We start from the raw sequence: 22890 nt of genomic DNA on the forward strand, positions 1-22890 counted from the left end.
ACCGGCGTCCGCCCCGGCGCGGGGCCGGGCGCGGTCCGCGGCTACGATGGTGGCCATGCTCTCCGATGCCCGCGCGCTCCTGCTGTGCCCGCACTGCGGGACGGGCTGGGACGCCTCCGCGAGCGGGCCGAGGTCCCTCGTGTGCACGGCTGGCCACCGCTTCGACGCGGCGCGGCAGGGCTACGTCAACTTCCTCACGGGCCGCGGGAGCCGGTTGACCCCAGACACGCCGGCCATGGTCCAGGCCCGGGAGCGCTTCCTCGCGGCAGGGCACTTCGCTCCGGCGGCGGAGGCGCTCGCCGAGGCCTGCGCCGGACTGCCCGAGGACGCCGCCCTCCTGGACGCGGGCGCGGGGACGGGCTACTACCTCGCCGCCGTGCTCGGCGCACGACGGCGGGCGCGCGCCGTCGCGCTCGACCTCTCCCCGCACGCGCTGCGCCGCGCCGCGAAGGTCCCAGGAGTGGCCGCGGTCGTGTGGGACCTGTGGCGGCCCCTGCCGCTCCCGGACGCGAGCGTCGACGCCGTGCTCGACGTGTTCGCCCCGCGGAACCTGCCCGAGTTCGCCCGGGTCACGCGCCCCGGCGGGCTCCTGTGCGTCGTGACCCCGCTGCCGGAGCACCTCGCCGAGCTCCGGGACCGGCTGCCGATGCTCGACGTGCCCGCGGGCAAGGCCGACGCGCTCGAGCGCGAGGCGGAAGGGGCCTACGAGCCGGTCGCGCGGCGGCGCGTCACGATGCCGCTCTCCCTCGCCCCGGAGGAGGCCGCGGACCTCGCCCTCATGGGGCCCGCCGGGCACCACGCCGACCGGGACCAGGTCCTCGCGCGGCTCGGCGCCCGCCGAGTGGAGGCAACGGGGGCCGTCGAACTCAGCGTGCTGCGCCGCCGCTGATCGGCTGCGAGTCCCCCACCGCAACTCCCGACGCCGGCGGCACCGCCGCGGGCCCGGGGCCCGACGTCGTGCGCTGCTCCGGGCGCCGCCCTGGGCGCTGGGTGAGGTCCACGCGCAGGAGCCGCAGCGCCGCCTGCACGAGGGGCCCGATGCCGAACGCGAACACCGCCGTGCCGATCCCGACCGTGCCGCCGAGCAGCCAGCCGGCGAGCACGACCGTGAGCTCGATCGCCGAGCGCACGGCCCAGACCGGCCGCCCCGTCAGGCGCACGAGCCCGGTCATGAGCCCGTCCCGCGCCCCGGGGCCAAGGCCCGCTCCGATGTAGAGCGCCGAGGCGAGGGCCAGGAGCCACAGCCCGCCGGCGAGCCACGCGGCCTGCCAGGCGAGGCCCTCCGCGGCGGGGATCCATGCGAGCCCGAGGTCCGCGAGCACGCCGATCAGGGCCGCGTTGGAGAGCGTGCCCCAGCCGGGCCGCTCGCGCAGGGGGATCCACAGGATCAGGACGGCGAGGCTGATGGCGACCGTCGCGGCCCCGAAGCTCAGTCCCGTGGCCCGCGCGACGCCCTGGCCGAGGACGTCCCACGGTGACGAGCCGAGGCCCGAGCGCAGCAGCAGGGCGATCGCCATGCCGTAGGCGATGAGCCCGAGGTACAGGCGGACGAGCCGCACAGTCAGGCGGCGGCTGGTGAGGAACGCGGTCAAGGGAGCCATTGACCCAGCTTGGCCACAATTGGCATCCTCCGACAGGGCCAATTCGGCTACGCTGGCCCCATGGCCAGCATCACGGCACCGCGCCTCGCAGCGCTCCTCGGACCCTGGCGGGGCTCCGGCCCGGCGTACGCCGAGCTCGCGGAGCGGATCCGGCTCCTCGCGCTCGACGGCCGCATCCTCGACGGGACCCGGCTGCCCGCCGAGCGCGAGCTCGCCCAGGCCCTGTCCCTGAGCCGGACGACTGTCGCCGGCGCCTACGCGCGGCTGCGCGAGCTTCGGTGCCTCGAGAGTGTGCGCGGATCCGGGAGCTATGTCTCGATCCCGGCCGCCCCGGCCGTCGCGGCGCCGGACGAGGGCGGCGCCCTGGACCTGTCGAAGGCCGCCATGCCCGCCGCGAGCGTCGTGGGCGAGTGCTTCGCCCGGGCGGGCGCCGAGATCGGCGCGCTGCTCGGCACGAGCGGGTACGAGCCCGTCGGCCTGCCCCGCCTCCGCGTCGCCGTGGCCGAGCACTTCCGCCGCCGCGGCCTGCCCACGGAGCCGGAGCAGGTCATGGTGACCTCTGGGGTCCAGAGCGCCATCGCGCTCCTGACCCGAGTGCTCCTCTCCCCCGGCGACCGGGCGCTCGTCGAGCAGCCCACGTATCCGCACGCGATGGACACGCTCCTGGCAGCCCGCGCGCGGCTCGGGGCGATCCAGGTCTCCGCCGCCGGCTGGGACCTCGAGGCCGCCGAGGCCGCCTTCGCCGCGGGCCCCGTCCTCGCATACGTCATGCCCGACTTCCACAACCCGACGGCGGCGAGCATGACCGTCGAGGGCCGGGAGCGGCTCGCCCGCCTCGCCGCCCGGCACGGGACCGTGCTCGTCGCCGACGAGACGACCGGGCTCCTCGACATGTCCCGCGGCCCCCTGCCGCCGCTCGCCGCACACTCGTCCGCGGCCGTCACCGTGGGCGGGCTGTCCAAGCTCGCATGGGGCGGACTCCGGGTCGGCTGGATCCGCGCCCCGCGGGCCCTCATCGGCCGGCTCGCGCAGGTGCGCACGAGCCTCGACCTCGGAACGCCCGTGTTCGAGCAGCTCGTCGCCGCCGAGCTGCTCGCCCGGGAGGGCCTGCTCGTGGCCGAGCGCCGCGCGCGCCTGCGCGCGGGCCTGTCCGCCCTCACGGGGGCCCTCGCCGAGCACTTCCCCGAGTGGCGGGTCGCGGAGCCCGACGGCGGGATGGCGCTGTGGCTCGACTGCTCGCCGTGGTCCTCGTCCCGGCTCGCGCTCGCGGCGCGGGCCTACGGGGTCGCCCTCACGGCAGGCCCCCGGTTCGGCCTGCACGGGGCCTTCGAGCACCGTCTGCGGCTGCCGTTCACGTCCCCGCCGGACGATCTGCGCGCCGCCGTCGCCGCCCTCAGAACGGCCGCGGACAGCGGGCGCTCCGCGCCCGCTCCGTCCCCGCTGGTGACCGTCTGAACCGTCCGGGGCGTCCCCGCCCCACCCCCGGAAAGTCGCTTGCCGAGGCCCCGCGCTGGGCTAGTGTGGAAGCACACACGCGCGGTACGGCAGGGGGAACGATGGACTGGTTCGCTCAGTACGGATGGATGGTGTGGCTCGGCCTCGCCCTCGTGCTGGCCGGCGTCGAGATGGTGAGCCTGAGCCTCGTCTTCGTCATGCTCTCCGGCGGCGCCCTCGCCGCCTTCGTCGCGGCGCTCCTCGGCGGACCCGCGTGGCTCCAGGGCGTCGTCTTCGCGCTCGTCTCCGTGGCCATGATCGCGTTCGTCCGGCCGATCGCCATGCGTCACATGCGCCCTGGCATCGAGGACGCGCGCACCAACATCGACCGGCTCGTGGGCGCGCCTGCGACCGTCGTCGAGCCCGTCGACGCGCACCGTGGCCTCGTGAAGATCGGCGGCGACGTGTGGACGGCGCGCGCCGAGCGCGGGGAGTTCCTCCCTGGAGACACCGTCACGGTCGTCGCGATCGACGGCGCAACCGCCGTCGTCGCCCCGAGCGGCAGCACCTCGCCCTACCGCAGCTGACGGCCCAGACCGGGCCGGAAGAGAAAACCATCGAAGGGGGAACCATGGACCCGGCAGGATTCCTGCTCACCGCCCTGCTCATCGCGCTCATCGCCTTCGTCGCGACGGTGCTCGTGCGCTCGGTGCGGATCATCCCGCAGGCGCGGGCCGGCGTCGTCGAGCGCCTCGGAAAGTACCAGCGCACGCTCAACCCGGGCCTGACGCTGCTCATCCCGTTCGTCGACCGGCTCCTGCCCCTGCTGGACCTGCGCGAGCAGGTCGTCTCGTTCCCGCCCCAGCCTGTCATCACCTCCGACAACCTCGTCGTCTCGATCGACACGGTCGTCTACTTCCAGGTGACTGATCCGCGCGCGGCCACGTACGAGATCGCCAACTACATCCAGGCGGTCGAGCAGCTCACGATCACGACGCTGCGCAACGTCGTCGGCGGCCTCAACCTCGAGGAGGCGCTCACCTCGCGCGACCAGATCAACGGGCAGCTCCGCGGCGTCCTGGACGAGGCGACCGGCCGCTGGGGCCTGCGCGTCTCCCGTGTCGAGCTCAAGGCGATCGACCCGCCGCACTCGATCCAGGACTCGATGGAGAAGCAGATGCGCGCCGAGCGCGACCGCCGCGCCGCGATCCTCACGGCGGAGGGCACGAAGCAGTCGGCCATCCTCACGGCGGAGGGCGAGCGGCAGTCGCAGATCCTCCGGGCCGAAGGCCAGGCCAAGGCCGCCGTCCTCAAGGCCGACGGCGAGTCGCAGGCGATCCAGAAGGTCTTCGAGGCGATCCACCGCGGCAACCCGGACCAGAAGCTGCTCGCATACCAGTACCTCCAGATCCTGCCGAAGATCGCCGAGGGCGGGTCCAACAAGCTGTGGATCATCCCCAGCGAGGTCGGAGAGGCGCTGCGCGGGATCGGGGGCATGATCGGCAACGTCGCCCAAGCGGCAGAGGGCCAGGCGCCGGAGGGCCGCCCGGCCGGGCCAGCGCCCGCCGAGGCCCGGGAGGAGGCCCTCGAGGAGGCCCCCGGGGCGAGCCTCGAAGAGGACGCCCGCGCCTTCGAGGAGCAGGCGGCCGCGCCGACCCAGCTGGACCTCGAGGCGCAGGGGTACCTCGGCGCCTCGCCCGCGGAGGGGGACGACGGCGCGGGCTCGCCCTACGCCGGACCCCGCCCCTGAGCGAGCTGGCCAACGCCGACCTCCTCGCCCACCTATAATGGAACGTCCGCCGCGGACCCCGGGAACACGGGGGCGCCCACAGGCGTTGGCTATTTCGCCGGGCCCGTGCGGCCGGCAGAACGTGAGGGAGTAGAAATGAGCGACCGCAGCCTGCGCGGCATGCGTCTGGGTGCACAGTCCATGGAGACGGAGGCTGGCGTCGAGCCGGCCCCGCGCCAGCGCGTCGAGTACCGGTGCGAGGACGGCGAGCAGGTGTTCGTCACGTTCTCCTCCGAGGCCGAGATCCCGCCTGTCTGGACGTCCAAGACGGGCAAGGAGGCGTTCCTCGTCGACGGGGAGCGCCCGGCGGACATCGCCGAAAAGGCCGTCCGCACCCACTGGGACATGCTGCTCGAGCGCCGCAGCATCCCCGAGCTCGAGCAGATCCTGGCCGACCGCCTCGAGCTGCTCCGCAGCCGCCGGGGCGAGCAGGCCGGCTGACGCCGGCCGCGCCGACACAGAAGCGCGAAGGGGGCGGGAACCATCAGGTTCCCGCCCCCTTCGTGTCGCTTGGGTCAGCGGCCGCGGCCGGCAAGCTGCCCGAGGCGCTCGGCGAGGCCCCATCTGGTCACGTTGACCATGGCTTCCAGGACGATGTTGCCGCTCATCTTGGAGCTCCCGAGCTCGCGCTCGACGAACGTCACAGGCACCTCGACCACGGTCAGGCCCATCTTCGCGATGCGCCACGCGAGGTCGACTTGGAAGCCGTACCCCCTCGACTCGATCGAGTCGAAGTCGAGCTTCTCGAGGGTCTCGCGGCGGAAGGCGCGGTAGCCGGCGGTGATGTCCTTGAGCTTGAGCCCGAGCATGAGCCGGGCGTAGGTGCTGCCGGTGCGGGAGATGAGCTGGCGGTAGAAGGGCCAGTTGACCACCGAGCCCCCCTTGACCCACCGGGAGCCGATCACGAGGTCGGCCCCGCCGTCGATCGCCGTCAAGAGCGACGGGAGCTGCTCAGGCTGGTGCGACCCGTCGGCGTCCATCTCGACGACGACGTCGTAGCCGCGCTCGAGGGCCCAGCGGAAGCCGGCGATGTACGCGGCGCCGAGGCCCTCCTTGCCCTTGCGGTGCAGGACGTGCACCTGGGGGTCCTCGGCCGCAATCCTGTCGGCCAGCGCGCCGGTCCCGTCAGGGCTGTTGTCATCCGCCACGAGCACGTCCGACGCCGGCACGGCAGAGCGCAGGCGCCCCAGCGTCTTGGGCAAGGACTCGAGCTCGTTGTAGGTCGGGATGATCGTGAGAATGCGCACGCAGTCGGCCTTTCGGAGCTGGATGAGGGTGGCGCCATGGGGGCGCGACTGCCCATTATATCCAGCAGCAGGCAGGCCTATGCGTCTTCGGGCCAGTACGCGGGGCCGGCAGCTGGTCAGTCCCCCGAACTGTTTTCTACTGACACACAGGCCTGCCCCGTGCCGTGCCCCGTCGGTGGAGCGGACGGGACCGGGCCAGCCGCAGGCGGCAAAGGCCCGATGAACAACGATCCTACGGGGTGTGTGTCCCGTGTCAACCGCCCGTTCATCTGGGCTTCCGCGTGTTTGCCCTCGTCGGCCCGGCGTGTCGCACACGCCGCCGGACGGGGGAAAAGACAAGGGAAATCAGGCGCCGGGCCCGGGGTTCACGCCCCGAAGCCGCTGCGCCGGTAGAGCTCACGGCCGCGGTGCACGGTCTGGAGGCACTCGGGGTCGTTCTCTGTGTCCAGAGCCGGCAGGAGGGGCGTCCGGGCGCGCGGGTCGGTGCTCCAGGCCTGGACACGGTCGTCGGCGACCTGCACCATGAGCTCGTCCGCCCGCCACACCGCGAAGCTCGCGGGTGCGCCGGGCACGAGCTGGCCCATGAGCGGGTCGGCGTGCCGGAGGGCCCGCCAGGCCGCCCGTGTGTGCCCGATGAACGCGGCCCGGGCAGAGATGCGCTGGTCCGGATCCGAGTGCGTCAGGCAGGCCCTGACGGTGTCCCACGGGGACATGGCGCATACGGGCGAATCCGAGCCGAAGCACACGGGCACGCCCGCTGCCAGGAGCCGGGCGAAGGGGTTCATGCCCTCGCGGCGGGATCCGAGCCGCCGCTCATAGAGCCCCCCCGCGTGGCCCCACGCGGCGTCGAAGAGCGGCTGGGCGCTCACGGTCACGGCGAGTGCGGCCAGCGCGGCAGCCTCGGCCTCGCCGACCATCTCGGCATGCTCGAGCCGGTGGCCGGCTGCCCGGACCCGGTCCGAGCCGACGGCGTCCGCGGCGCGCCGGAAGCCGTCGAGCACGCGGTCGAGCCCGCCGTCGCCGATCACATGGAACCCGGCCTGCACGCCGAGCTCGGTGCACGCGGCGACGTGCTCGCCGATCTGCCCCGCCGTGAGGTAGCCATGGCCGCGGTGCCCCGGCGCGTCGGCGTAGTCCGCCCTGAGCAGGGCCGTGCGGCTCCCGATCGACCCGTCCACGGTGAGGTCGCCCGCGAGGCCGAGCACGGGCGCGCCCAGCCCGTCGAGGACCTCCCGGCCCTCCCGGGCGCTGCCCACGAGCTGCCCCCAGTAGGCCAGCACCTCGGGCTCGTCCGCGGCGCCCCCGCGGGCGGCGAGCGCGCGCAGGTCGTCGGCGCCGCCGAGGTGCGGGGCGGCCTGCTCGACGACGGCGACGTGCCCCGTGGCGGCGGCGTGCGCGAGGGCCGCGGAGTGCAGGGCGCGGATGTCGTCGGGGTCGGTCGGACGCGCCGCCGCGCGGGCCGCGGAGAGGGCCTCGCGCACGGCGAGCGGCCCGCCGTCGTCCATTCCATCCAGGCCCGAGAGCCCGGCCGAGGCAGCGAGGGCGGGCGAGACCAGCGCTGAGTGCACGTCGACCCGGGTGAGGAAGACGGCGCGGCCGCCCGCCGCGCGCGCGAGTTCCTCCGACGTCGGCAGGGTCTGGTCGTCCCAGCGGGACTCGTCCCACCCGTGGCCGCGCAGCACGCCCGCCGTCCCGCCATCGCCCGCGCCGGCGGCCGACTCGAGGGCCTCGAGCAGCCCAGCGGCCGAGCGCACGCCGGAGAGGTCCAGCGAGGCGAGGGCCTCGCCCGTGTCGGAGAGGTGGACGTGCGAGTCGACGAAGCCGGGAGCGACGAGCGCGCCGTCGAGGTCCACGATCCGCATCGAGGAGTCCGCGATCGAGGAGGCCGCCTGTTCTGATCCGAGCCAGGCGACCGTCCCGCCGTCGACGAGCATCGCCGAGGCGAAGGGGTCGGCGGCCGAGTAGACCGAGCCGTTGCGGTACAGGGTGAGCGCGCGCTCTGGCATGGGCATTCCTCGATCCGCCGCGGGCACGCCGCGGCATGGTTCCTGCGGTGGATGGTTCGGCGGCTATTCCGCGACAGCGGAGTACGCGACGACGCCGCGGCGCAGCGTGCGGATCGCCTCGTGGCAGAGGCGGGACACGCGGTGTTCGATGCCGGGGACGTCGGCGAGCTGATCGAGCAGGTCGATGACCTGCCGGACCCAGCGGACGAAGTCGCCGGCCGCGAGGTCGGTGCCGGAGAGGACGTTCTGCAGCTCGCGGCCGCGCGCCCATTTGTAGACGGGCCACACGAGGCCGAACTCCGGCTCCGCGGTGCGGGGCAGCCGGTGCTGCTCCTCGGCGTCCTCCAGCTGGGACCACTCGCGCAGGACGACGTCGAACGCGATGTCCAGCGAGACGCTCGGCATCTTCGGCGGCAGGCCCCGCTCCTCCCGCTTGGCCTGGTAGACGAGCACGCTCGTCAGGGCCGCGAGCTCCGCGGCGTCGACGTCGTCGAACGCCCCCGCGCGCAGGGCGAGCATCGTGAGCAGGTCGCGGTCGCCGTAGATGCGGCGCAGCTGCTGGCCCGCGGGCGAGACGCCCCCGGCGCGCAGTGTGCCCATGGTGCCCGTCCCGGCAGCTCCCTCGTCGTCGAGGCAGCCGTACGCGGCGAGGACCTCGCAGACCCGGTCGAAGGTCTTGGCGATCGTGTTCGTCCGGCCCTGGATCTGGCCGAGGAGCCTGTCGGTCTCCTTCCGCAGCTTGATCCACCGCTCGGACCAGCGGGCGTGGTCCTCCCGCTCGGCGCAGCCGTGGCAGGGGTGCTGGCGGAGCCGCCGCCGCAGGTCCTGGATGCGCCGCTCGGTGTCCTCGTAGCCGTCGGCGAAGGCGAAGTCCCGGCGCGAGCGCTTCGCTCCGCGGCGGCCCGTCTCGGCGCCAGTGTGGGCCCGCTCGACGGCGTGGCGCAGGGAGGCGCCGAGGTCGCGCCGGTCCTTGGGCCGCTTGGGGTCGAAATGCTTGGGGATGCGGATCCGCGCGACCGGCTCGACGGGTCCGGCGATGTCCTGCAGGCCGATGCGGCGGAGGCTGTTCTCCGCCGTGAGCACCTGGGGCCGCGGGTCTCGGCCGTTCGTGTCCGGCGCGAGGACGACGGCGCTGCCCGAGAGCCTGCCCTCGCCGATCTCGACCACGTCGCCGGCCGCGAGCCGGGCGAGCGAGTCGAGGGTCATGGCCCGGCGGGCCCTGCCGGACTCGCGCGAGGCGAACTTCTCCGCCTCCGAGAGCTCTTGGCGAATCTTGGCGTACTCGGAGAAGTCCCCGAGGTGGCAGGTCATGGCCTTCTCGTAGCCTGCGAGGGACTCCTCCCGGCTGCGGACCTGGCGGGCGAGGCCGACGACGGAGCGGTCGGCCTGGAATTGGGCGAAGGAGCTCTCGAGGATCTCGCGGGCGCGCTCGCGGCCGAACTGGGCCACGAGATTGATGCTCATGTTGTACGTGGGCCGGAAGCTCGAGTTGAGCGGGTACGTACGGCGCGACGCGAGGCCCGCGAGGGCAGCCGGGTCGAGCCCGGGGCGCCACAGCACGACGCCGTGGCCCTCGACGTCGATTCCGCGGCGCCCTGCGCGGCCGGTGAGCTGGGTGTACTCCCCCGCCGTGATGTCGACGTGCGCCTCGCCGTTGAACTTCTCGAGCTTCTCGATCACGACGCTGCGCGCGGGCATGTTGATGCCCAGCGCGAGGGTCTCAGTCGCGAAAACGATCTTGACGAGGCCTGCCACGAAGAGCTTCTCGACGACCTCCTTGAACGTGGGCAGGAGGCCGGCGTGGTGCGCGGCGATGCCTCGGAGGAGACCCTCGCGCCAGGCCCAGAACCCGAGGACGGCCATGTCGGCGGGCGGGATGTCCCGCGCGGCCTCCTCGACCGTGGCGGAGATCTCGGCGCGCTCGCTCTCGCTCGTCAGGTCCAGCCCCGCATCGAGGCACTGCTGGACGGCGGCGTCACAGCCCGCGCGGGAGAAGATGAAGTCGATCGCGGGCAGGAGCCCCCGGCGCTCGAGCGTCTGGACCATCTGCGGCCTGCTCGTGCGCGTGCCCGCGAGCGGCGGGGCCTCGTCGGCGCGGCCCGGGCCGGTGCGCATCGACTGCTTCTCGCCGCGCTGGCGCTCCTCGCGGCGGCGCGCCCGCCCGCCGTGGCCGAAGCGGCCGCGGTACTGCTGCTGCGTCTCGCGGCGGGCGAGGTCGACCAGCTCTGGGTTGACGGCGGAGAGCTCGCTCACGGCCGCGGACCGCACGCGGGGCTGCGGGCCGGCATCGCGCGGAAGGCCAGCCGTCCCGCCCGGTGCGGCCGCCGCCGACTCGTCGGTCCCGGCCTCGCCGCGGGTCGCGTCGTGGGCGTCGGCGAGGGCCTCGAAATCGCTGCGGGTCGCGAAGAGGTCCACGAGCTGCCGCCCCACGAGGACGTGCTGCCACAGCGGGACGGGCCGGTGCTCGGAGACGATGATGTCGGTTTCGCCGCGCACCGTGTCGAGCCACGCGCCGAACTCCTCGGCGTTGGAGACGGTCGCGCTGAGGGAGACGACCCTGACATCCTGGGGGAGGTGGATGATGACCTCCTCCCACACCGCTCCGCGGAAGCGGTCCGCGAGGTAGTGGACCTCATCCATGACGACATAGCCGAGCCCGATGAGCGTGTCCGAGTCCGCGTACAGCATGTTGCGCAGGACTTCAGTCGTCATGACGACGATGGGGGCGTCGCCATTGATGGTCGTGTCGCCCGTGAGCAGTCCGACGCGGTCCGGGCCGTGGACGGCTGCCAGGTCGGTGTACTTCTGGTTCGAGAGGGCCTTGATCGGCGTCGTGTAGAACGCCTTGAGGCCCTGCGCGAGGGCCAGGTGCACCGCGAATTCCCCGACGATCGTCTTGCCGGCGCCGGTGGGGGCCGCGACGAGCACGCCGCGCCCGGCCTCGAGGGCCCGGCACGCCTCCTTCTGGAACTCGTCGAGCGGGAAGTCGATCCGGGCGGCGAAGGCGCCCAATTCCGTCTTGGCGAACGCCCTGCGCTCCGCGGCTGCCGCGTAGCGCTCGGCGGGGGACGGGTTCTCGGCGGCCATGGACATGGCACCAGCGTAGTCCCCCGCCGGGCTCAGAACTTCTCGAGGTCCTCGCGGGAGGTGGCGACGCCCGCCGCGGCGTCCGTCTCCGCCGCTGCCTTGGCCCGCCGGCGCTCGCGGCGCCGGTCGTTGAGCAGGCAGATGCCGATCGCCGCGAAGAACAGCACGAGGAGGGGCACGGCGAGCATGAACATGGAGAGCGCGTCCGCGCCGGGGGCGGCGATCGCCGAGAGGACGAACACGAGGAAGACCGTGATGCGCCAGGCCTTGAGGATCACCTTGCCGGGCAGGACGCCGATCATGTTCGCCGCCACGAGGCCCACGGGCACGATGAAGGCGATGCCGAGGGAGAGCAGGAGCCGCGTGACGAACTCGACGTATTCGCGCACGTCGATCTGGTTGTTCACGTACGCGGGGGTGAACTGGGTCAGGGCGTGCACGATCTGCGGCAGCACGGTCCAGCCCATGAAGATCCCGAGGAGGAACAGCGGCACCGCGACGACCATGAAGCCGAGCGAGTAGTGCTTCTCCTTGGTGGTGAGGCCGGGCATCACGAAGGCCCACACCTGGTATATCCACACGGGGCTCGAGATGACCAGGCCGATCATGACCGCCATCTGGATCTTGAAGTCGAAGGCCGAGGCGATGCTCGGGAAGTTCAGCGCCGAGATTCCGCCGGTGTGCTCTGAGATCCTGTTGACCGGCTCCTGCAGCGCGACAATGAGCGGGTCGTAGAGGAACCACCCACCGACGGCGCCCACGGCCAGGCCGATGAGCGCCTTGATGAGGCGGTTCTTGAGCTCCCGGAGGTGCTCGAGCAGGGGCATCCGGCCTTCAGGGTTGGCCTTCCTGCCCTTGCCTGCGGCCACGCTCAGGCGCGTGCGGACGGCCCGGAGGCGCCGCCGTCAGCCTGGTCGTCGCGCTTCGGCGGGATGACCTTGCCCTCGACGGGCGCATCGGTGCCGGCCTGGCCTGCCGTCCCGGACTCCTTGCCGTCGTTCTTCATCTCCTTGACCTCGGACTTGAGGATCCGCATCGACTGGCCGAGGCTGCGGGCCATGCCCGGGAGCTTGGGGGCTGCGAAGAGGAGCACGACGACGATGACCAGGATCAGGATGACCCACGGGTTTTCGAATGGTCGGAACACAGGAAGTCCTTTCGTACAGCTGCAAGTCTAGATGAGCCCGAGGTCCTTGAGGGACTGTGGCTGGCCGCGCAGGCGCCGGCGCTCGACGCGGCGGTCGCGCCGCGCCGCGCTGCGCCGTTCGCGCCCCTCGGCGTACTCCAGGCGCATGGCGGCCGGGTCGGCGAACACAGCGCTGCCGGGAACTGGGGCACCCGGGCGGGTGCCGCCGTCGTCCTCGGGGCCTTGGGTAGGGCGTCCTGCCGGAGAGAACTCCCCCAGGGCCTCCCCGACCTCGCGCATGAGGGCGAGCCCCTTGCGGACGATGTGCACGCCGCCGAGCACGAGCACGAGCAGCGTGCAGGCAAGGAGAGACACCCAGATGAGGACCCACGACCACCATGGCACGCTTGACAGACTATCCGGTCCCCGCCTCCGCGCCGTACGCGGCCAGGGCCCGGGCAAGCCACGCGCGGCACGCCTCGACGGCCTCAGCGGGCCCCTCGAGCGCGGCGGAGCCCCCGAACTGGGCCACGAACGCGGCGAGCCACGCGACGTCGGCCACGTGGAGGCTGACGCGTCGGCTCCCGTCCTCGAGGTCGCGGCCGTCCTCCGCACCGAACGCGGCCTCGGCCCAGAGCGACTCGGGGGCGAGCCGCACGACGGCCTCGACGTCGCTCGGACGGTGGGTGAAGAGGGCGTCCCCGCCCGGCTCGAAGTCCGGCGGGACGGGCAGCGGCTCGGCCGGGGCGACGGACTCGATCCGGTCGATGCGGAACACCCGGCGCGCCCGGGCGCGGTGGCAGTAGGAATCGAGGTACCAGCGGTTGCCCTCGGACAGGATCCCGAGGGGGTTGACGAGGCGCTCGGTGACCTCGTCCTTGGTTGGGTTGAGGTAGGTCAGGCGCAGCGTCTCCCCCGCCGTCGCCGCGGCGTAGAGGGCGGGGACGAGCTGGGCGTTGCGCTGCGGCTCCGACTGCACGTCGATCTGCGGCAGGCCCTCCCGGCCGACGACGGCGGCGGCGCCGACCTTGTCGATGAGCCGCCCGATGGACTCCTTGGCGGAATCCTCGGCGAGCGGGAGCAGGGCCTGCAGGCCGAGCTGGAGGATGACCGCCTCACCCGCGCTGAGGCGGCGGGGGCGGGAGAGCTCGGCGGCGTTGGCGAGGCTGACGATGCCCTCGTCCTCGATGACCTCGATGTAGCTCTGGAAGCCCGCGGAGTCGATGGGCCCCGCCTCCTGGAGGAGGAGCAGCTCCTGGCGGACCTGCTGCGCCGTGAGCCCGAACCGCTCCGCGACGGTCTCGACCGAGGCTGGGCCCGCAAGCAGGAAGGGGACGAGGTCCATGAGCCGCTCGAGGCGCTCATTGCCGCTCGTGACCTTCCGCGGGGGCTTCGTCACGGCGGCCTCGCGCGCGCCGCGGGTTCCGAGCGCCCGGAGCGCGCCCTCGAGCCGCGAGACGACGGCGTGCGCGAGCTCCGCGGGCCCCTCGACGACGACCGCGTCGCCGAAGCCCGCGAGCCACTCCGCAGCGACGGAGACGTCCCGGAACCCGAAGTCGCCGCGGTCCCAGCCCTCGGGCCCGGCGCCGGTGGGAGCCCACGTGCGGCGGAGTTCGAGGGCGCGGTCCTCGGCGACCCGCAGCCGCGCGGTCCGCTCGGGCAGTCCGTCGAGGCCGTCGAGTGCGCGGCGCACGGCCCCGGGCTCGGGCAGCGCGAAGGAACCCGGTGCGTGCGCGGCGACGGTGCCGCGGATCCGGGAGAGGCGGAAGACGCGCGGGGCGCCGCGGTCGACGTCGTGCCCGGCGAGGTACCACTGGCCGAAGCGCTGGCCGAGGCCCCAGGGCTGGACCCGGCGCCGGCGCAGCTCTCCCGTGCTCGAGGCGTGGTAGTCGAAGGCGACCTCGGCTCCGCGCGCGGCCGCGTCGCTGAGGATGTCCCAGTGCGGCTCGTCGAGCCGGACGCGCGGCTGGACCTGGGACGGCGGGGTCTCGGGGAGCGCTCCGGCCGCCTCGAGCCGGCGCAGCGCCCGCTGCGCCTCGCGGCCGGCGACGGCGCTGTCGCACGCGAGCGCGGCCAGGGCCAGCCAGGTGGACTCCTCGGCCGTGAACCGCTGTGGCGGCAGCCGGAACCCTGTCGGGTCCACGCGGTACATCGTGACCTTCTCGGCGCTGTCCATGCGCTCGTAGCCCTCGCGCTCCTGGATGTCGGCGCCCATCGAGCGCAGATCCGCCTTGTCGCGCTCGAACTGCCGCAGGACGGCCTCCTGCTCCCGGGCCGGCCCGTCCTGCCCCGGCTCGGCCGTGTGTCCGTAGACGTCCCGCAGGATCCGGTCGCGGGAGAGCCCGCGCTCCGTGTGCAGGAGCGCGATGAGGAGGTTCAGCAGGCGCGAGGTCTTGGCTTCGGACACATGTCCGAGGCTATACGCGATCCGGGCGGCAGGCAGCCCAGCTGCCTGCCGCCCGGATCGCGGTGCTCGAGAGAGCGCGCTCAGCGCACGCCGACGAGGTCCACGACGAAGATGAGGGCCTCGTTGGGGCCGATCGCCCCGCCGGCTCCGCGGGAGCCGTAGGCCAGCTCGGACGGGATCTCGAGGCGGCGGCGGCCGCCCACCTTCATCCCGAGGAGGCCCTGGTCCCAGCCCTGGATGACCTGGCCGACGCCGACCCGGAAGTCGAGCGGCGTGCCGCGGTTCCAGGACGCGTCGAACTCCTCGCCCGTGGACCAGGCGACGCCGACGTAGTGGGTCGAGACGGTATCCCCCGCGACGACCTCACGGCCGTCGCCCTCGATGAGGTCGACGATCTTGAGCTCGGCCGGGGCCTCGCCCTCGGGGAAGTCGATCTCGGGCTTCGTGCGGTCGTACTCGCGCTTGCCGAACGACATGGGTGCTCCTTACTTCTGGGGGCTCGTGCCGTGGGAGAGCCTACTTGATGCCGAGGATGTCGACGACGAACACGAGGTCGCCCTTGGCCTGGCCCTGGCCTTCCTCGCCGTAGGCCTGCGCGGCCGGGATGACGAGCAGCACGCGGGAGCCGACGGCCTTGCCGGCGAGGCCCTTGGTCCAGCCGGGGATGACCTGCTGGAGACCGAAGGTCGCTGTCTGGCCGCGGTCGAAGCTCGAGTCGAACTTGACCCCATCGGCGAGGTTCACCCCGACGTAGTTCGCGACGATCGTGTCGGACTCCGCGACGGTCTGGCCGTGGCCGGTGATGAGGTCCTGGGCCACGAGCTCGGTGGGCTTCGCCGCTCCTGCGACGTCGATCTGCGGGACGCCGTTGCCGTCCTCGGTGACCTTGGGCAGGCCCGCGGGGAGCTCGGTGACGGCGTCGCCCTCGGGCTTGGAGAGCGGCTGCGGCGTGTCCTTCGTCGAGAGCACCTTGATCACGAGGAGCGTCGACGCCGCGGGGGCGGTCTCCGACCCCATCGCCTGCTGCGGGGGCGACGCGAACGCGATGTACGAGCCGACCTTGGCCCCGACGAAGCCGTTGTAGACGGCGGCGCCGTTCGTCTTGAGCTCCTCGGAGAGCTCGAGCTTCTCGGTCGCGCCGGACTCGAAGGTGTCCTCGAGGACGGCGCCATCGGCGCCGTTGAGGGCGACGTACCCGATCTCGACCGTCTGTCCAGCCTTGACCCTCTCGCCGTCGCCCTCATCGACCAGCTTGATGGTCTGCTCGTTGACGGACAGCGGCTTGTCGAACTCCACGGCGGGGGCCTTCTCGCCGGGCGTCACCTTGAGCGAATCGAAGGCGGCCACCTGGCCGGCGGGCGTGCTGGTGGGCTCGGAGCTCCCGCAGCCCGCCACGAAGAGGGCAAGCGGGAGCAGCAGGGCGATGAGACGGCGCACTGGTCAACTTCCTGTGGGATGTTCCACCACATCGCGTGGCGGCGGTCCGGGCCCGTCAGGGCCGCGTCAAGCCTACCGGCTCAGCCTGTGAAGGGCCTGAGTGCGTCGAGGAGTTCGTCCACGCGCGGGTCCTCGTTCGCGAAGGGGTCCTTGCACAGGATCGTGTGGTGGGCCCGGTCGTTGAGCTTGAGGTGCACCCAGTCGACCGTGTAGTCGACGCCCGCGGCCTGGGCCGCCTGGACGAACCGTCCCCGCAGGCGGGCCCGCGTGCTCTGCGGCGGCGTCAGGGCCGCCTGGGCGATCGCCGCGTCATCGACGACCCTCGCCGCGGCACCGCGCTTCTGCAGGAGGAAGTACAGGCCCCGGTCCGGGCTGATGTCGTGGTACGTCAGGTCCAGCTGGGCGACCCGGGCCGAGTCGAGGTCGACGCCGTGCGTCGCGCAGTAGCGGTCGATGAGCTTCTTCTTGATCGCCCAGTCCACCTCGGTGTCGATGCCGCGCGTGTCGCCGGACTCGACGGCGTCGAGCGTGCGCTCCCAGAGCTCGAGGATCCGCTCCACATGCGGGGTATGCGCCCCGTTGGCGGCGACGAACTCGTGCGCCTTGGACAGGTACATGCGCTGCATGTCCAGGGCGGTGGTCTGCCCGCCGCTCGCGAGCCGGACGGGCGCGCGGCCCGTCAGGTCGTGGGAGATCTCGCGGATGCTGCGGATCGGGTTCTCCATGCGGGCGTCGCGCATGATGACCCCGGCCTCGATCATGCGCAGCACGAGATCCACGGTGCCGAGCTTCATCATCGTGGTCGTCTCGGACATGTTGGAGTCGCCGACGATCACGTGGAGACGGCGGAAGTGCTCGGCGTCGGCATGGGGCTCGTCCCGGGTGTTGATGATGGGCCGTGACCGCGTGGTCGCCGAGGACAGGCCCTCCCAGATGTGGTCGGCGCGCTGCGAGAACGCGTACACGGGGCCGTGCGCCGTCCGCAGCACCTTCCCCGCGCCGCACAGGATCTGGCGCGTGACGAGGAACGGGATGAGGATCTCGGCCAGGCGCGAGAACTCGGTGCGCCGCGGGATGAGGTAGTTCTCGTGGCTGCCGTAGGAGTTCCCGGCCGTGTCCGTGTTGTTCTTGAAGAGGTACACGTGGCCGTCGAAGCCCTCCTCAGCCAGGCGGCGCTCCGCCTCGGCGATGAGGTCCACGAGGATCCGCTCGCCCGCCCGGTCGTGCGCGATGAGCTGCGCGACGTCGTCGCACTCGGCGGTCGCGTACTCGGGATGGGAGCCGACGTCGAGGTACAGCCGCGAGCCGTTGCCCAGGAACACGTTCGAGGACCTGCCCCAGCTGACCACCTTGCGGAACAGGTACCGGGCCACTTCCTCGGGCGCGAGCGGCCGCCCGTTGGGGCTCGAATAGGCGATGCCGAATTCTGTCTCGACGCCGAAGATCCTGCGGTCCACTCAGTCCGTCCCGTCCATGAGGGTGACGAGCTCGTCGGCCGTGATGCGGCGGAACGCACGGCGCAGGCCGCGTGCCGTCTCCGCGTCCCGGTCCAGGACGGCGACCTCGAGGCTGATCGGCTCCGTGCGGTCCTCCCGCAGCGCCCGTGCGGCGAGCCGGATGGCCTCGCCAAAGGACGCCTCGGTGCTCCAGCCGTCGATCACGGCCTCCGCGACGCGCTCCGCGGCGCCGCCCATGACGACGAAGCGGCGCTCGTCGGCGATCGAGCCGTCGAACGTGAGCCGGAAGAGGTGGTCGTGCTCGACGTCGTCCCCGACCTCCGCGACGGTGAGCTCGACCTCGAAGGGCTTCTGCTCGGCGGTGAAGACCGCCCCGAGGCTCTGCGCGTAGACGCTCGCGAGCCCCCTGCCGGTGACGTCCTCGCGGTCGTAGGAGTAGCCGCGCACGTCGGCGTAGCGCACGCCGGCCTGCCGCAGGCTCTCGAACTCGTTGTACTTGCCGACGGCGGCGAACGCGATCCGGTCGTAGATCTCGCCGATCTTGTGCAGCGACGGCGAGGGGTTCTCGGCGACGAGCGCGATGCCCTCGCGGCAGCTGATGACGACGACGGAGCGGCCGCGGGCGATGCCCTTCCGGGCGAAGTCCGCCCGGTCCTTCATGAGCTGCTCGGGCGAGACGTAGAACGGCTGGGTCATCTCAGGCCTCCCGTCCCGCGGTGCTGCGCGCGGCGATGAGCTCGCCCGCGACGCTGGCGAGCTCGTGCTCGGGCACGCGCCGGGCGCCGGCGCGCGTCACCGTGTACACGACCGGCCAGAGCTGCCGAATGGGGTCGGGGCCGCCCGTGGCGGAGTCATCGTCGGCGGCGTCGTAGAGCGCCTCGACGACGGTGCGCACGGCGTCGGCCTCGGCGAGGCCCGGCCGCCAGAGCTTCTTGAGCGCGCCCCGGGCGAACACGGAGCCGGAGCCCACCGAGTGGTGCTCGAGTTCCTCGTAGCGCCCGCCCGTGACGTCGTAGGAGAAGAGCCGGCCGACGCCGGACTCCAGGTCGAAGCCAGCGAAGAGCGGGACGACGGCGAGTCCCTGGAGCGCGAGCGGCAGGTTGCCGCGGATCATCGCCCCGAGCCGCGTGGCCTTGCCCTCGAGGCTCAGGAGCATGCCCTCGATCTTCTCGTAGTGCTCGAGCTCGACCTGGAACAGGCGCGCGACATCGATCGCGATGCCCGCGCTCCCGGCGATGCCGAGCACCGAGTAGCGGTCGGCAGGGAAGACCTTCTCGATGTGGCGGCTCGCGATGACGTTGCCCATGGTCGCGCGCCGGTCACCTGCCATGATGACGCCGCCTGCGAAGGACATCGCGACGATCGTCGTGGCATGGGGTGTCGCCGTCGAGGCATTCGCTGGAAGGCTCCGGTTGAAGGGGAGGAGATCCGGCCTGGCCGCCGCCAGGTGCTCGGTGAAGGACGAGGACGCGGCGGCGACGATGCGCTCGGCGAGGAAGTCGTTCATGCCGGGCCTACTGGCCGCCCTTCTGGACGAACCCGCGCACGAACTCCTCCGCATTGGTCTCGAGGACGTTGTCGATCTCGTCGAGGAGGTCGTCGACACCCTGGGTGTTCGCCTGGTCCTGGCTGGCGCCGGGCGCGGGGGTCGGAACCTCGACCTCGACGGCCTCTTCCTCGTCCCGAGGCTGAGTGCTCTTGTGCTCCTGACCGGCCATGGCCGCCTCCTTGCGTCGGGCGCCGCGGGCGGCGGCGCCGTGGTCTGTGCTGTGGCTCGCCGCCGCTGGCTGCGGCGGGCGCCTCTTCCTCCCATACTGTCACTTTTCGCGCTGGTGTCACGGGCATGGCCGTCATGCCGCGGAGCTGGCCTGTCGCTACGTGTGCCGTTCGCCGAGGAGGGCCGCGAGGAAGCCCTCGAGATCGGGGTGCTCGGCGAAGAGTGCGCCTGTGAGCGCCTTGGTCCCGCGGAGCGGCTCGCGGGTCGGCACGCGCTGGAGCCGGTAGCTGTTCGGCGGGGCGAAGACGACGGAGTCCCAGCTCGCGCTCGCCACTCCGCGGGGGAAGTGCTGGATGCTCTTCCCCCGGAACCACGCGCGGGTGTCCTCGGGGGGCTCGACGACGGCGGCGGCCACGGCCGCCGGATCGGCCATCGTCTCGAGCGCTCCCCGGGCGGCGAGCCGGAGGGCGATGCCGCGTTCGGGCCGCACGTCGGACCACTGGATGTCGACGAGGCCGAGCCGCGCGTCGCCCCACGCGAGCCCGTCGCGGCTGCGGTACCCGTCGAGGACGCGCAGCTTCGCGAGCCACTCGACGTACGTCGCCGCGGCGTCGAGGTTCCCGCCGAGGTCGGTCAGGGCGGCCTCCCAGCGGCGGAGCACCTCGGCGGTGTGGCCGTCGCCGCCGTGCTCGGCGGCCACGCCCTGGTCCGCGGCGAGCTTGGCCGCGGCCTCGAAGTACATCCACTGGATCTCGAGGCCCGTGAGCCGTCGCCCGTCGATGAGCCGCACGGTCTCGGTCATCCCCGTGTCGTGGCTGAGCCTGTGCAGGGCCGGGACGGGGTCGTGGACCTCGATCTGGGGCGCCTTCCCGGCCTCGATGAGGCTCAGGACGAGGGCCGTCGTGCCGAACTTGAGGTAGTTGGCGACATGGCTGACGTTGGCGTCGCCCACGATCACGTGCAGGCGGCGGTATTTGTCCGCAACGGCGTGCGGCTCGTCGCGCGTGTTGATGATCGGCCGGCGCATCGTGGTCTCAAGGCCCACCTCGGCCTCGAAATAGTCGGCCCTCTGGCTGACCTGGTAGCCGGGGCGTGACCCATCCTGGCCGAGGCCCACCCGGCCGGCGCCGCACACGAGTTGGCGCGAGACGAAGAACGGTGTGAGTCCGGCGATGAGCTCGCCGAAGGGGACGGAACGCGGCACGAGGTAGTTCTCGTGCGAGCCGTACGAGGCACCCTTGCCGTCGGTGTTGTTCTTGTAGAGGTTCACGGGCCCGCGTTCGCGGTCCTCCGCGAGGGCCCGCACGGCGGCGAGGGCGACGGCGTCGCCCGCGAGGTCCCACACGAGCGCGTCCCGGGGGTTAGTGACCTCGGGGCTCGAGTACTCGGGGTGGGCGTGGTCGACGTAGAGCCGGGCCCCGTTGCCGAGGACGAGGTTCATGAGCGCAGGCTCCTGGTCCCCGTCGAGCTCGATCTCCGCGGGCCCGTGGGCGAGGGCGACCGCCTCTGCCGTCAGGACGGGCTCGATGTCGGTGAGCTGGTCCGGGTGCGCCTGGCCTCGCGACACGGTCCACCCGCGCGCGTCCCGCAGCGGCGTCTCATCCGTATAGTCCCAGCCGGTCCCGGCCTCGGCGCCCCCGCCGCCGCCCCTGCCGCGCGTGAGCCGCGAGTAGGCGGCGATGACCTGCGAGGACAGGTACGTCGCGTTGGCCCCGGGCGCCGACGGCGCGTGGATGCCGAATTCCGTCTCCGAGCCCATGACGCGCAGGGCTCCCCCGGCCGCGAGGCCGGGGCTCGTGTCGCTGCTCATCGTCCCCCTTACAGGTACTGCCCGGTGCTCAAGGTCGTCTCGATCGTACGGCCGGGCTCGGTGCCGCCCTTGCCCTGGACGATAGTGCGGATATAGGTGATCCGCTCGCCCTTCTTGCCCGAGATCCGCGCCCAGTCGTCCGGGTTGGTCGTGTTCGGCATGTCCTCGTGCTCGCGGAACTCCTCGGCGACCGCGCGCAGGAGGTGGTCCATGCGCAGGCCCTTCGAGCCTGTCGTGAGGAGGTCCTTGATCGCGGCCTTCTTGGCCCGGTCCACGACGTTCTGGATCACGGCGCCCGAGTTGAAGTCCTTGAAGTACAGGATCTCGGTGTCGCCGTTGGCGTAGGTGACCTCGAGGTACTCGGTGGACTTGTCGGTCGCGTACATCGCCTCGACCGTGCGCTGGATCATCATCGTGACCGTGCTCTTGACGTCGCCGCCGTGCTCCGCGAGGTCCTCGGGGTGGATCGGGAGGTCCTCGGTGAGGTACTTCGAGAAGATGTCCGAGGCCGCCTCGGCGTCGGGCCGGTGGATCTTGATCTTCACGTCGAGGCGGCCCGGCCGCAGGATCGCCGGGTCGATCATGTCCTCGCGGTTCGACGCGCCGATGACGATGACGTTGTCGAGACGCTCGACGCCGTCGATCTCACTGAGCAGCTGCGGGACGATGGTCGTCTCGACATCGGAGGACACTCCCGTCCCGCGGGTGCGGAAGAGCGAGTCCATCTCGTCGAAGAAGACCACAACAGGGCTGCCATCCGAGGCCTTCTCGCGGGCGCGGGAGAAGATGAGGCGGATGTGCCGCTCCGTCTCGCCCACGTACTTGTCGAGGAGCTCGGGGCCCTTGATGTTCAGGAAGTAGCTCTTGACGTCCTGCGTGCCCGCCCGCTCCATGGCACGGACGGCAAGGGAGTTGGCGACCGCCTTGGCGATGAGGGTCTTGCCGCACCCCGGCGGGCCGTAGAGCAGGATGCCTTTGGGGGCCTTGAGCCCGTGCTCGCGGTAGAGGTCCGGATGGAGGAACGGCAGCTCGACGGCGTCGCGGATCTGCTCGATCTGCGAAGCGAGCCCGCCGATGTCCTGGTAGCTGATGTCCGGCACCTCTTCGAGGACAAGGTTCTCGACCTCGGAGCGCGGCACCTTCTCGAGCGCGCACCCGGTGCGGTTGTCCACGGACACGGCGTCGCCCACGCGCAGCCGCTCGAGCTGCAGCGGGCTCGAGAGGCGCAGGACGCGCTCCTCGTCCCCCCGGCCGATCACCAGGACGCGATCGCGGCCGAGGAGCTCCTTGATCGTCACGAGCTCGCCGGAGCGTTCGAAGCCGAGGGCCGCGACCACCTCGAAGGCCTCGTTGAGGAGGACTTCCTGGCCGATGCTCAGGTCGGCGACGGACACGAGCGGGCTCAGGCCCACGCGCATCTTCCTGCCCGAGCTGACGACATCGACGCTCTCGTCCGTCACGGCGGCGGAGGCGCCCCCGGCCGGCCGCTTGCGGTTGATCTGCACGATGCTGCCGAAGCTGTACGGCGGCTGGCCCTCGTGCTCGAGGGACGCTTTGAGCCGCTGGATCTCGGCCTTGGCGGTCTGGAGCATCTCCGTCATCCGGGTGTTGTTGCTCGTCGCTGAGGCGAGCTGCCGGTCGACGGCGCGCAGCTTGTCCCGGAGGACATTGATCTGGCGCTCGGCGATGCTCAGCTGCTCGGCGTGTGCCGCAGGCGGCACCGCCTCACGGCCGTTCCCCGCCTTGTCGTTCTCTGCCATCGCGATCACATC

The 22890-nt window shown here is 72.3% G+C and carries 21 protein-coding genes; 5 read left to right on the forward strand and 16 right to left on the reverse strand.

The window, feature by feature from the left end:
• The first annotated feature begins 55 nt into the window (after positions 1-55).
• Complete coding sequence (locus BV907_RS03955) at positions 56-889, forward strand: methyltransferase domain-containing protein (RefSeq protein ID WP_077488443.1); 834 nt, start codon at positions 56-58, stop codon at positions 887-889.
• Here BV907_RS03955 and yczE read toward each other — a convergent pair.
• Entirely contained in the window at positions 867-1601 is a 735-nt protein-coding gene (gene yczE, locus BV907_RS03960; protein WP_077488444.1) for a membrane protein YczE, read from the reverse strand. The genes BV907_RS03955 and yczE overlap by 23 nt on opposite strands.
• A 60-nt stretch (positions 1602-1661) precedes the next feature.
• Between yczE and yczR the strand changes: the two genes are divergently transcribed.
• The 4 genes from yczR (at position 1662) to BV907_RS03980 (ending at position 5265) form a co-directional block, all read left to right on the forward strand.
• On the forward strand, positions 1662-3056 hold the full coding sequence (gene yczR, locus BV907_RS03965; protein ID WP_077488445.1) for a MocR-like transcription factor YczR: 1395 nt from the start codon (positions 1662-1664) through the stop codon (positions 3054-3056).
• Positions 3057-3157: 101 nt separating this feature from the next.
• Positions 3158-3622 carry an NfeD family protein gene (locus BV907_RS03970; RefSeq protein ID WP_077488446.1) on the forward strand — a complete coding sequence of 155 codons (465 nt, stop codon included), beginning with the start codon at positions 3158-3160 and terminating at the stop codon, positions 3620-3622.
• Between the two features lie 44 nt (positions 3623-3666).
• Entirely contained in the window at positions 3667-4785 is a 1119-nt protein-coding gene (locus BV907_RS03975) for an SPFH domain-containing protein (RefSeq protein WP_245827788.1), read from the forward strand.
• A gap of 135 nt (positions 4786-4920) precedes the next feature.
• Positions 4921-5265: an RNA polymerase-binding protein RbpA gene (locus BV907_RS03980; RefSeq protein ID WP_077488447.1), complete on the forward strand. Its 345-nt coding sequence runs from the start codon at positions 4921-4923 to the stop codon at positions 5263-5265.
• Positions 5266-5339: 74 nt separating this feature from the next.
• On the opposite strand, the gene BV907_RS03985 is transcribed toward BV907_RS03980, so the two are convergent.
• From BV907_RS03985 to arc, 15 genes are all read right to left on the reverse strand, one after another.
• A complete protein-coding gene (locus tag BV907_RS03985; RefSeq protein ID WP_077488448.1) occupies positions 5340-6071 on the reverse strand; it encodes a polyprenol monophosphomannose synthase in 732 nt (243 codons plus the stop codon).
• Positions 6072-6436: 365 nt separating this feature from the next.
• Positions 6437-8083, reverse strand: coding sequence for an amidohydrolase (locus BV907_RS03990; protein WP_077488449.1), 1647 nt, complete (start codon positions 8081-8083; stop codon positions 6437-6439).
• Between the two features lie 57 nt (positions 8084-8140).
• On the reverse strand, positions 8141-11170 hold the full coding sequence (locus BV907_RS03995; RefSeq protein ID WP_077488450.1) for a DEAD/DEAH box helicase: 3030 nt from the start codon (positions 11168-11170) through the stop codon (positions 8141-8143).
• Between the two features lie 26 nt (positions 11171-11196).
• Complete coding sequence (gene tatC / locus BV907_RS04000; RefSeq protein WP_077488451.1) at positions 11197-11991, reverse strand: twin-arginine translocase subunit TatC; 795 nt, start codon at positions 11989-11991, stop codon at positions 11197-11199.
• Positions 11992-12035: 44 nt separating this feature from the next.
• The gene (gene tatA, locus BV907_RS04005; protein WP_077488452.1) at positions 12036-12311 is read right to left on the reverse strand and encodes a Sec-independent protein translocase subunit TatA; all 276 of its coding nucleotides are present in this window, start codon (positions 12309-12311) and stop codon (positions 12036-12038) included.
• Between the two features lie 27 nt (positions 12312-12338).
• Positions 12339-12695: a hypothetical protein gene (locus BV907_RS04010; RefSeq protein WP_077488453.1), complete on the reverse strand. Its 357-nt coding sequence runs from the start codon at positions 12693-12695 to the stop codon at positions 12339-12341.
• A 10-nt stretch (positions 12696-12705) separates the two neighbouring features.
• Positions 12706-14697, reverse strand: a complete 1992-nt coding sequence (locus tag BV907_RS04015; RefSeq protein WP_077488454.1) for a helix-turn-helix transcriptional regulator — start codon at positions 14695-14697, stop codon at positions 12706-12708.
• A gap of 80 nt (positions 14698-14777) precedes the next feature.
• Positions 14778-15173, reverse strand: coding sequence for an FKBP-type peptidyl-prolyl cis-trans isomerase (locus BV907_RS04020; protein WP_077488455.1), 396 nt, complete (start codon positions 15171-15173; stop codon positions 14778-14780).
• A gap of 40 nt (positions 15174-15213) precedes the next feature.
• A complete protein-coding gene (locus BV907_RS04025; RefSeq protein WP_077488456.1) occupies positions 15214-16134 on the reverse strand; it encodes an FKBP-type peptidyl-prolyl cis-trans isomerase in 921 nt (306 codons plus the stop codon).
• A gap of 80 nt (positions 16135-16214) precedes the next feature.
• The gene (gene pafA, locus BV907_RS04030; RefSeq protein ID WP_077488457.1) at positions 16215-17591 is read right to left on the reverse strand and encodes a Pup--protein ligase; all 1377 of its coding nucleotides are present in this window, start codon (positions 17589-17591) and stop codon (positions 16215-16217) included.
• The gene (gene prcA, locus BV907_RS04035; RefSeq protein ID WP_077488458.1) at positions 17592-18287 is read right to left on the reverse strand and encodes a proteasome subunit alpha; all 696 of its coding nucleotides are present in this window, start codon (positions 18285-18287) and stop codon (positions 17592-17594) included. It lies immediately after the preceding gene.
• Position 18288: 1 nt separating this feature from the next.
• Positions 18289-19098, reverse strand: a complete 810-nt coding sequence (prcB, locus tag BV907_RS04040) for a proteasome subunit beta (protein WP_077488459.1) — start codon at positions 19096-19098, stop codon at positions 18289-18291.
• A gap of 7 nt (positions 19099-19105) precedes the next feature.
• Entirely contained in the window at positions 19106-19309 is a 204-nt protein-coding gene (locus BV907_RS04045) for a ubiquitin-like protein Pup (RefSeq protein WP_077488460.1), read from the reverse strand.
• A 156-nt stretch (positions 19310-19465) separates the two neighbouring features.
• Positions 19466-21118 (reverse strand): depupylase/deamidase Dop, encoded by a 1653-nt coding sequence (gene dop, locus BV907_RS04050; RefSeq protein ID WP_245827790.1) that lies wholly within the window; start codon positions 21116-21118, stop codon positions 19466-19468.
• An 8-nt stretch (positions 21119-21126) separates the two neighbouring features.
• Positions 21127-22878, reverse strand: coding sequence for a proteasome ATPase (gene arc, locus BV907_RS04055; RefSeq protein WP_077488650.1), 1752 nt, complete (start codon positions 22876-22878; stop codon positions 21127-21129).
• Positions 22879-22890 lie beyond the last annotated feature (12 nt).

It is taken from the genome of Sinomonas mesophila, assembly GCF_001999765.1.
Taxonomy (GTDB): domain Bacteria; phylum Actinomycetota; class Actinomycetes; order Actinomycetales; family Micrococcaceae; genus Sinomonas; species Sinomonas mesophila.

What these genes read in the sequence shown, in the direction of transcription:
- BV907_RS03970 (WP_077488446.1), top strand. Translation starts at nt 3,158, where the DNA reads ATGGACTGGTTCGCTCAGTACGGATGGATGGTGTGGCTCGGCCTCGCC.
- BV907_RS04045 (WP_077488460.1), bottom strand. Translation starts at nt 19,309, where the DNA reads ATGGCCGGTCAGGAGCACAAGAGCACTCAGCCTCGGGACGAGGAAGAG.
- BV907_RS03975 (WP_245827788.1), top strand. Translation starts at nt 3,667, where the DNA reads ATGGACCCGGCAGGATTCCTGCTCACCGCCCTGCTCATCGCGCTCATC.
- dop (WP_245827790.1), bottom strand. Translation starts at nt 21,118, where the DNA reads ATGAGCAGCGACACGAGCCCCGGCCTCGCGGCCGGGGGAGCCCTGCGC.
- tatC (WP_077488451.1), bottom strand. Translation starts at nt 11,991, where the DNA reads ATGCCCCTGCTCGAGCACCTCCGGGAGCTCAAGAACCGCCTCATCAAG.
- BV907_RS03995 (WP_077488450.1), bottom strand. Translation starts at nt 11,170, where the DNA reads ATGTCCATGGCCGCCGAGAACCCGTCCCCCGCCGAGCGCTACGCGGCA.
- BV907_RS03955 (WP_077488443.1), top strand. Translation starts at nt 56, where the DNA reads ATGCTCTCCGATGCCCGCGCGCTCCTGCTGTGCCCGCACTGCGGGACG.
- BV907_RS04020 (WP_077488455.1), bottom strand. Translation starts at nt 15,173, where the DNA reads ATGTCGTTCGGCAAGCGCGAGTACGACCGCACGAAGCCCGAGATCGAC.
- BV907_RS03980 (WP_077488447.1), top strand. Translation starts at nt 4,921, where the DNA reads ATGAGCGACCGCAGCCTGCGCGGCATGCGTCTGGGTGCACAGTCCATG.
- yczR (WP_077488445.1), top strand. Translation starts at nt 1,662, where the DNA reads ATGGCCAGCATCACGGCACCGCGCCTCGCAGCGCTCCTCGGACCCTGG.
- arc (WP_077488650.1), bottom strand. Translation starts at nt 22,878, where the DNA reads ATGGCAGAGAACGACAAGGCGGGGAACGGCCGTGAGGCGGTGCCGCCT.
- BV907_RS03990 (WP_077488449.1), bottom strand. Translation starts at nt 8,083, where the DNA reads ATGCCCATGCCAGAGCGCGCGCTCACCCTGTACCGCAACGGCTCGGTC.
- prcB (WP_077488459.1), bottom strand. Translation starts at nt 19,098, where the DNA reads ATGAACGACTTCCTCGCCGAGCGCATCGTCGCCGCCGCGTCCTCGTCC.
- yczE (WP_077488444.1), bottom strand. Translation starts at nt 1,601, where the DNA reads ATGGCTCCCTTGACCGCGTTCCTCACCAGCCGCCGCCTGACTGTGCGG.
- prcA (WP_077488458.1), bottom strand. Translation starts at nt 18,287, where the DNA reads ATGACCCAGCCGTTCTACGTCTCGCCCGAGCAGCTCATGAAGGACCGG.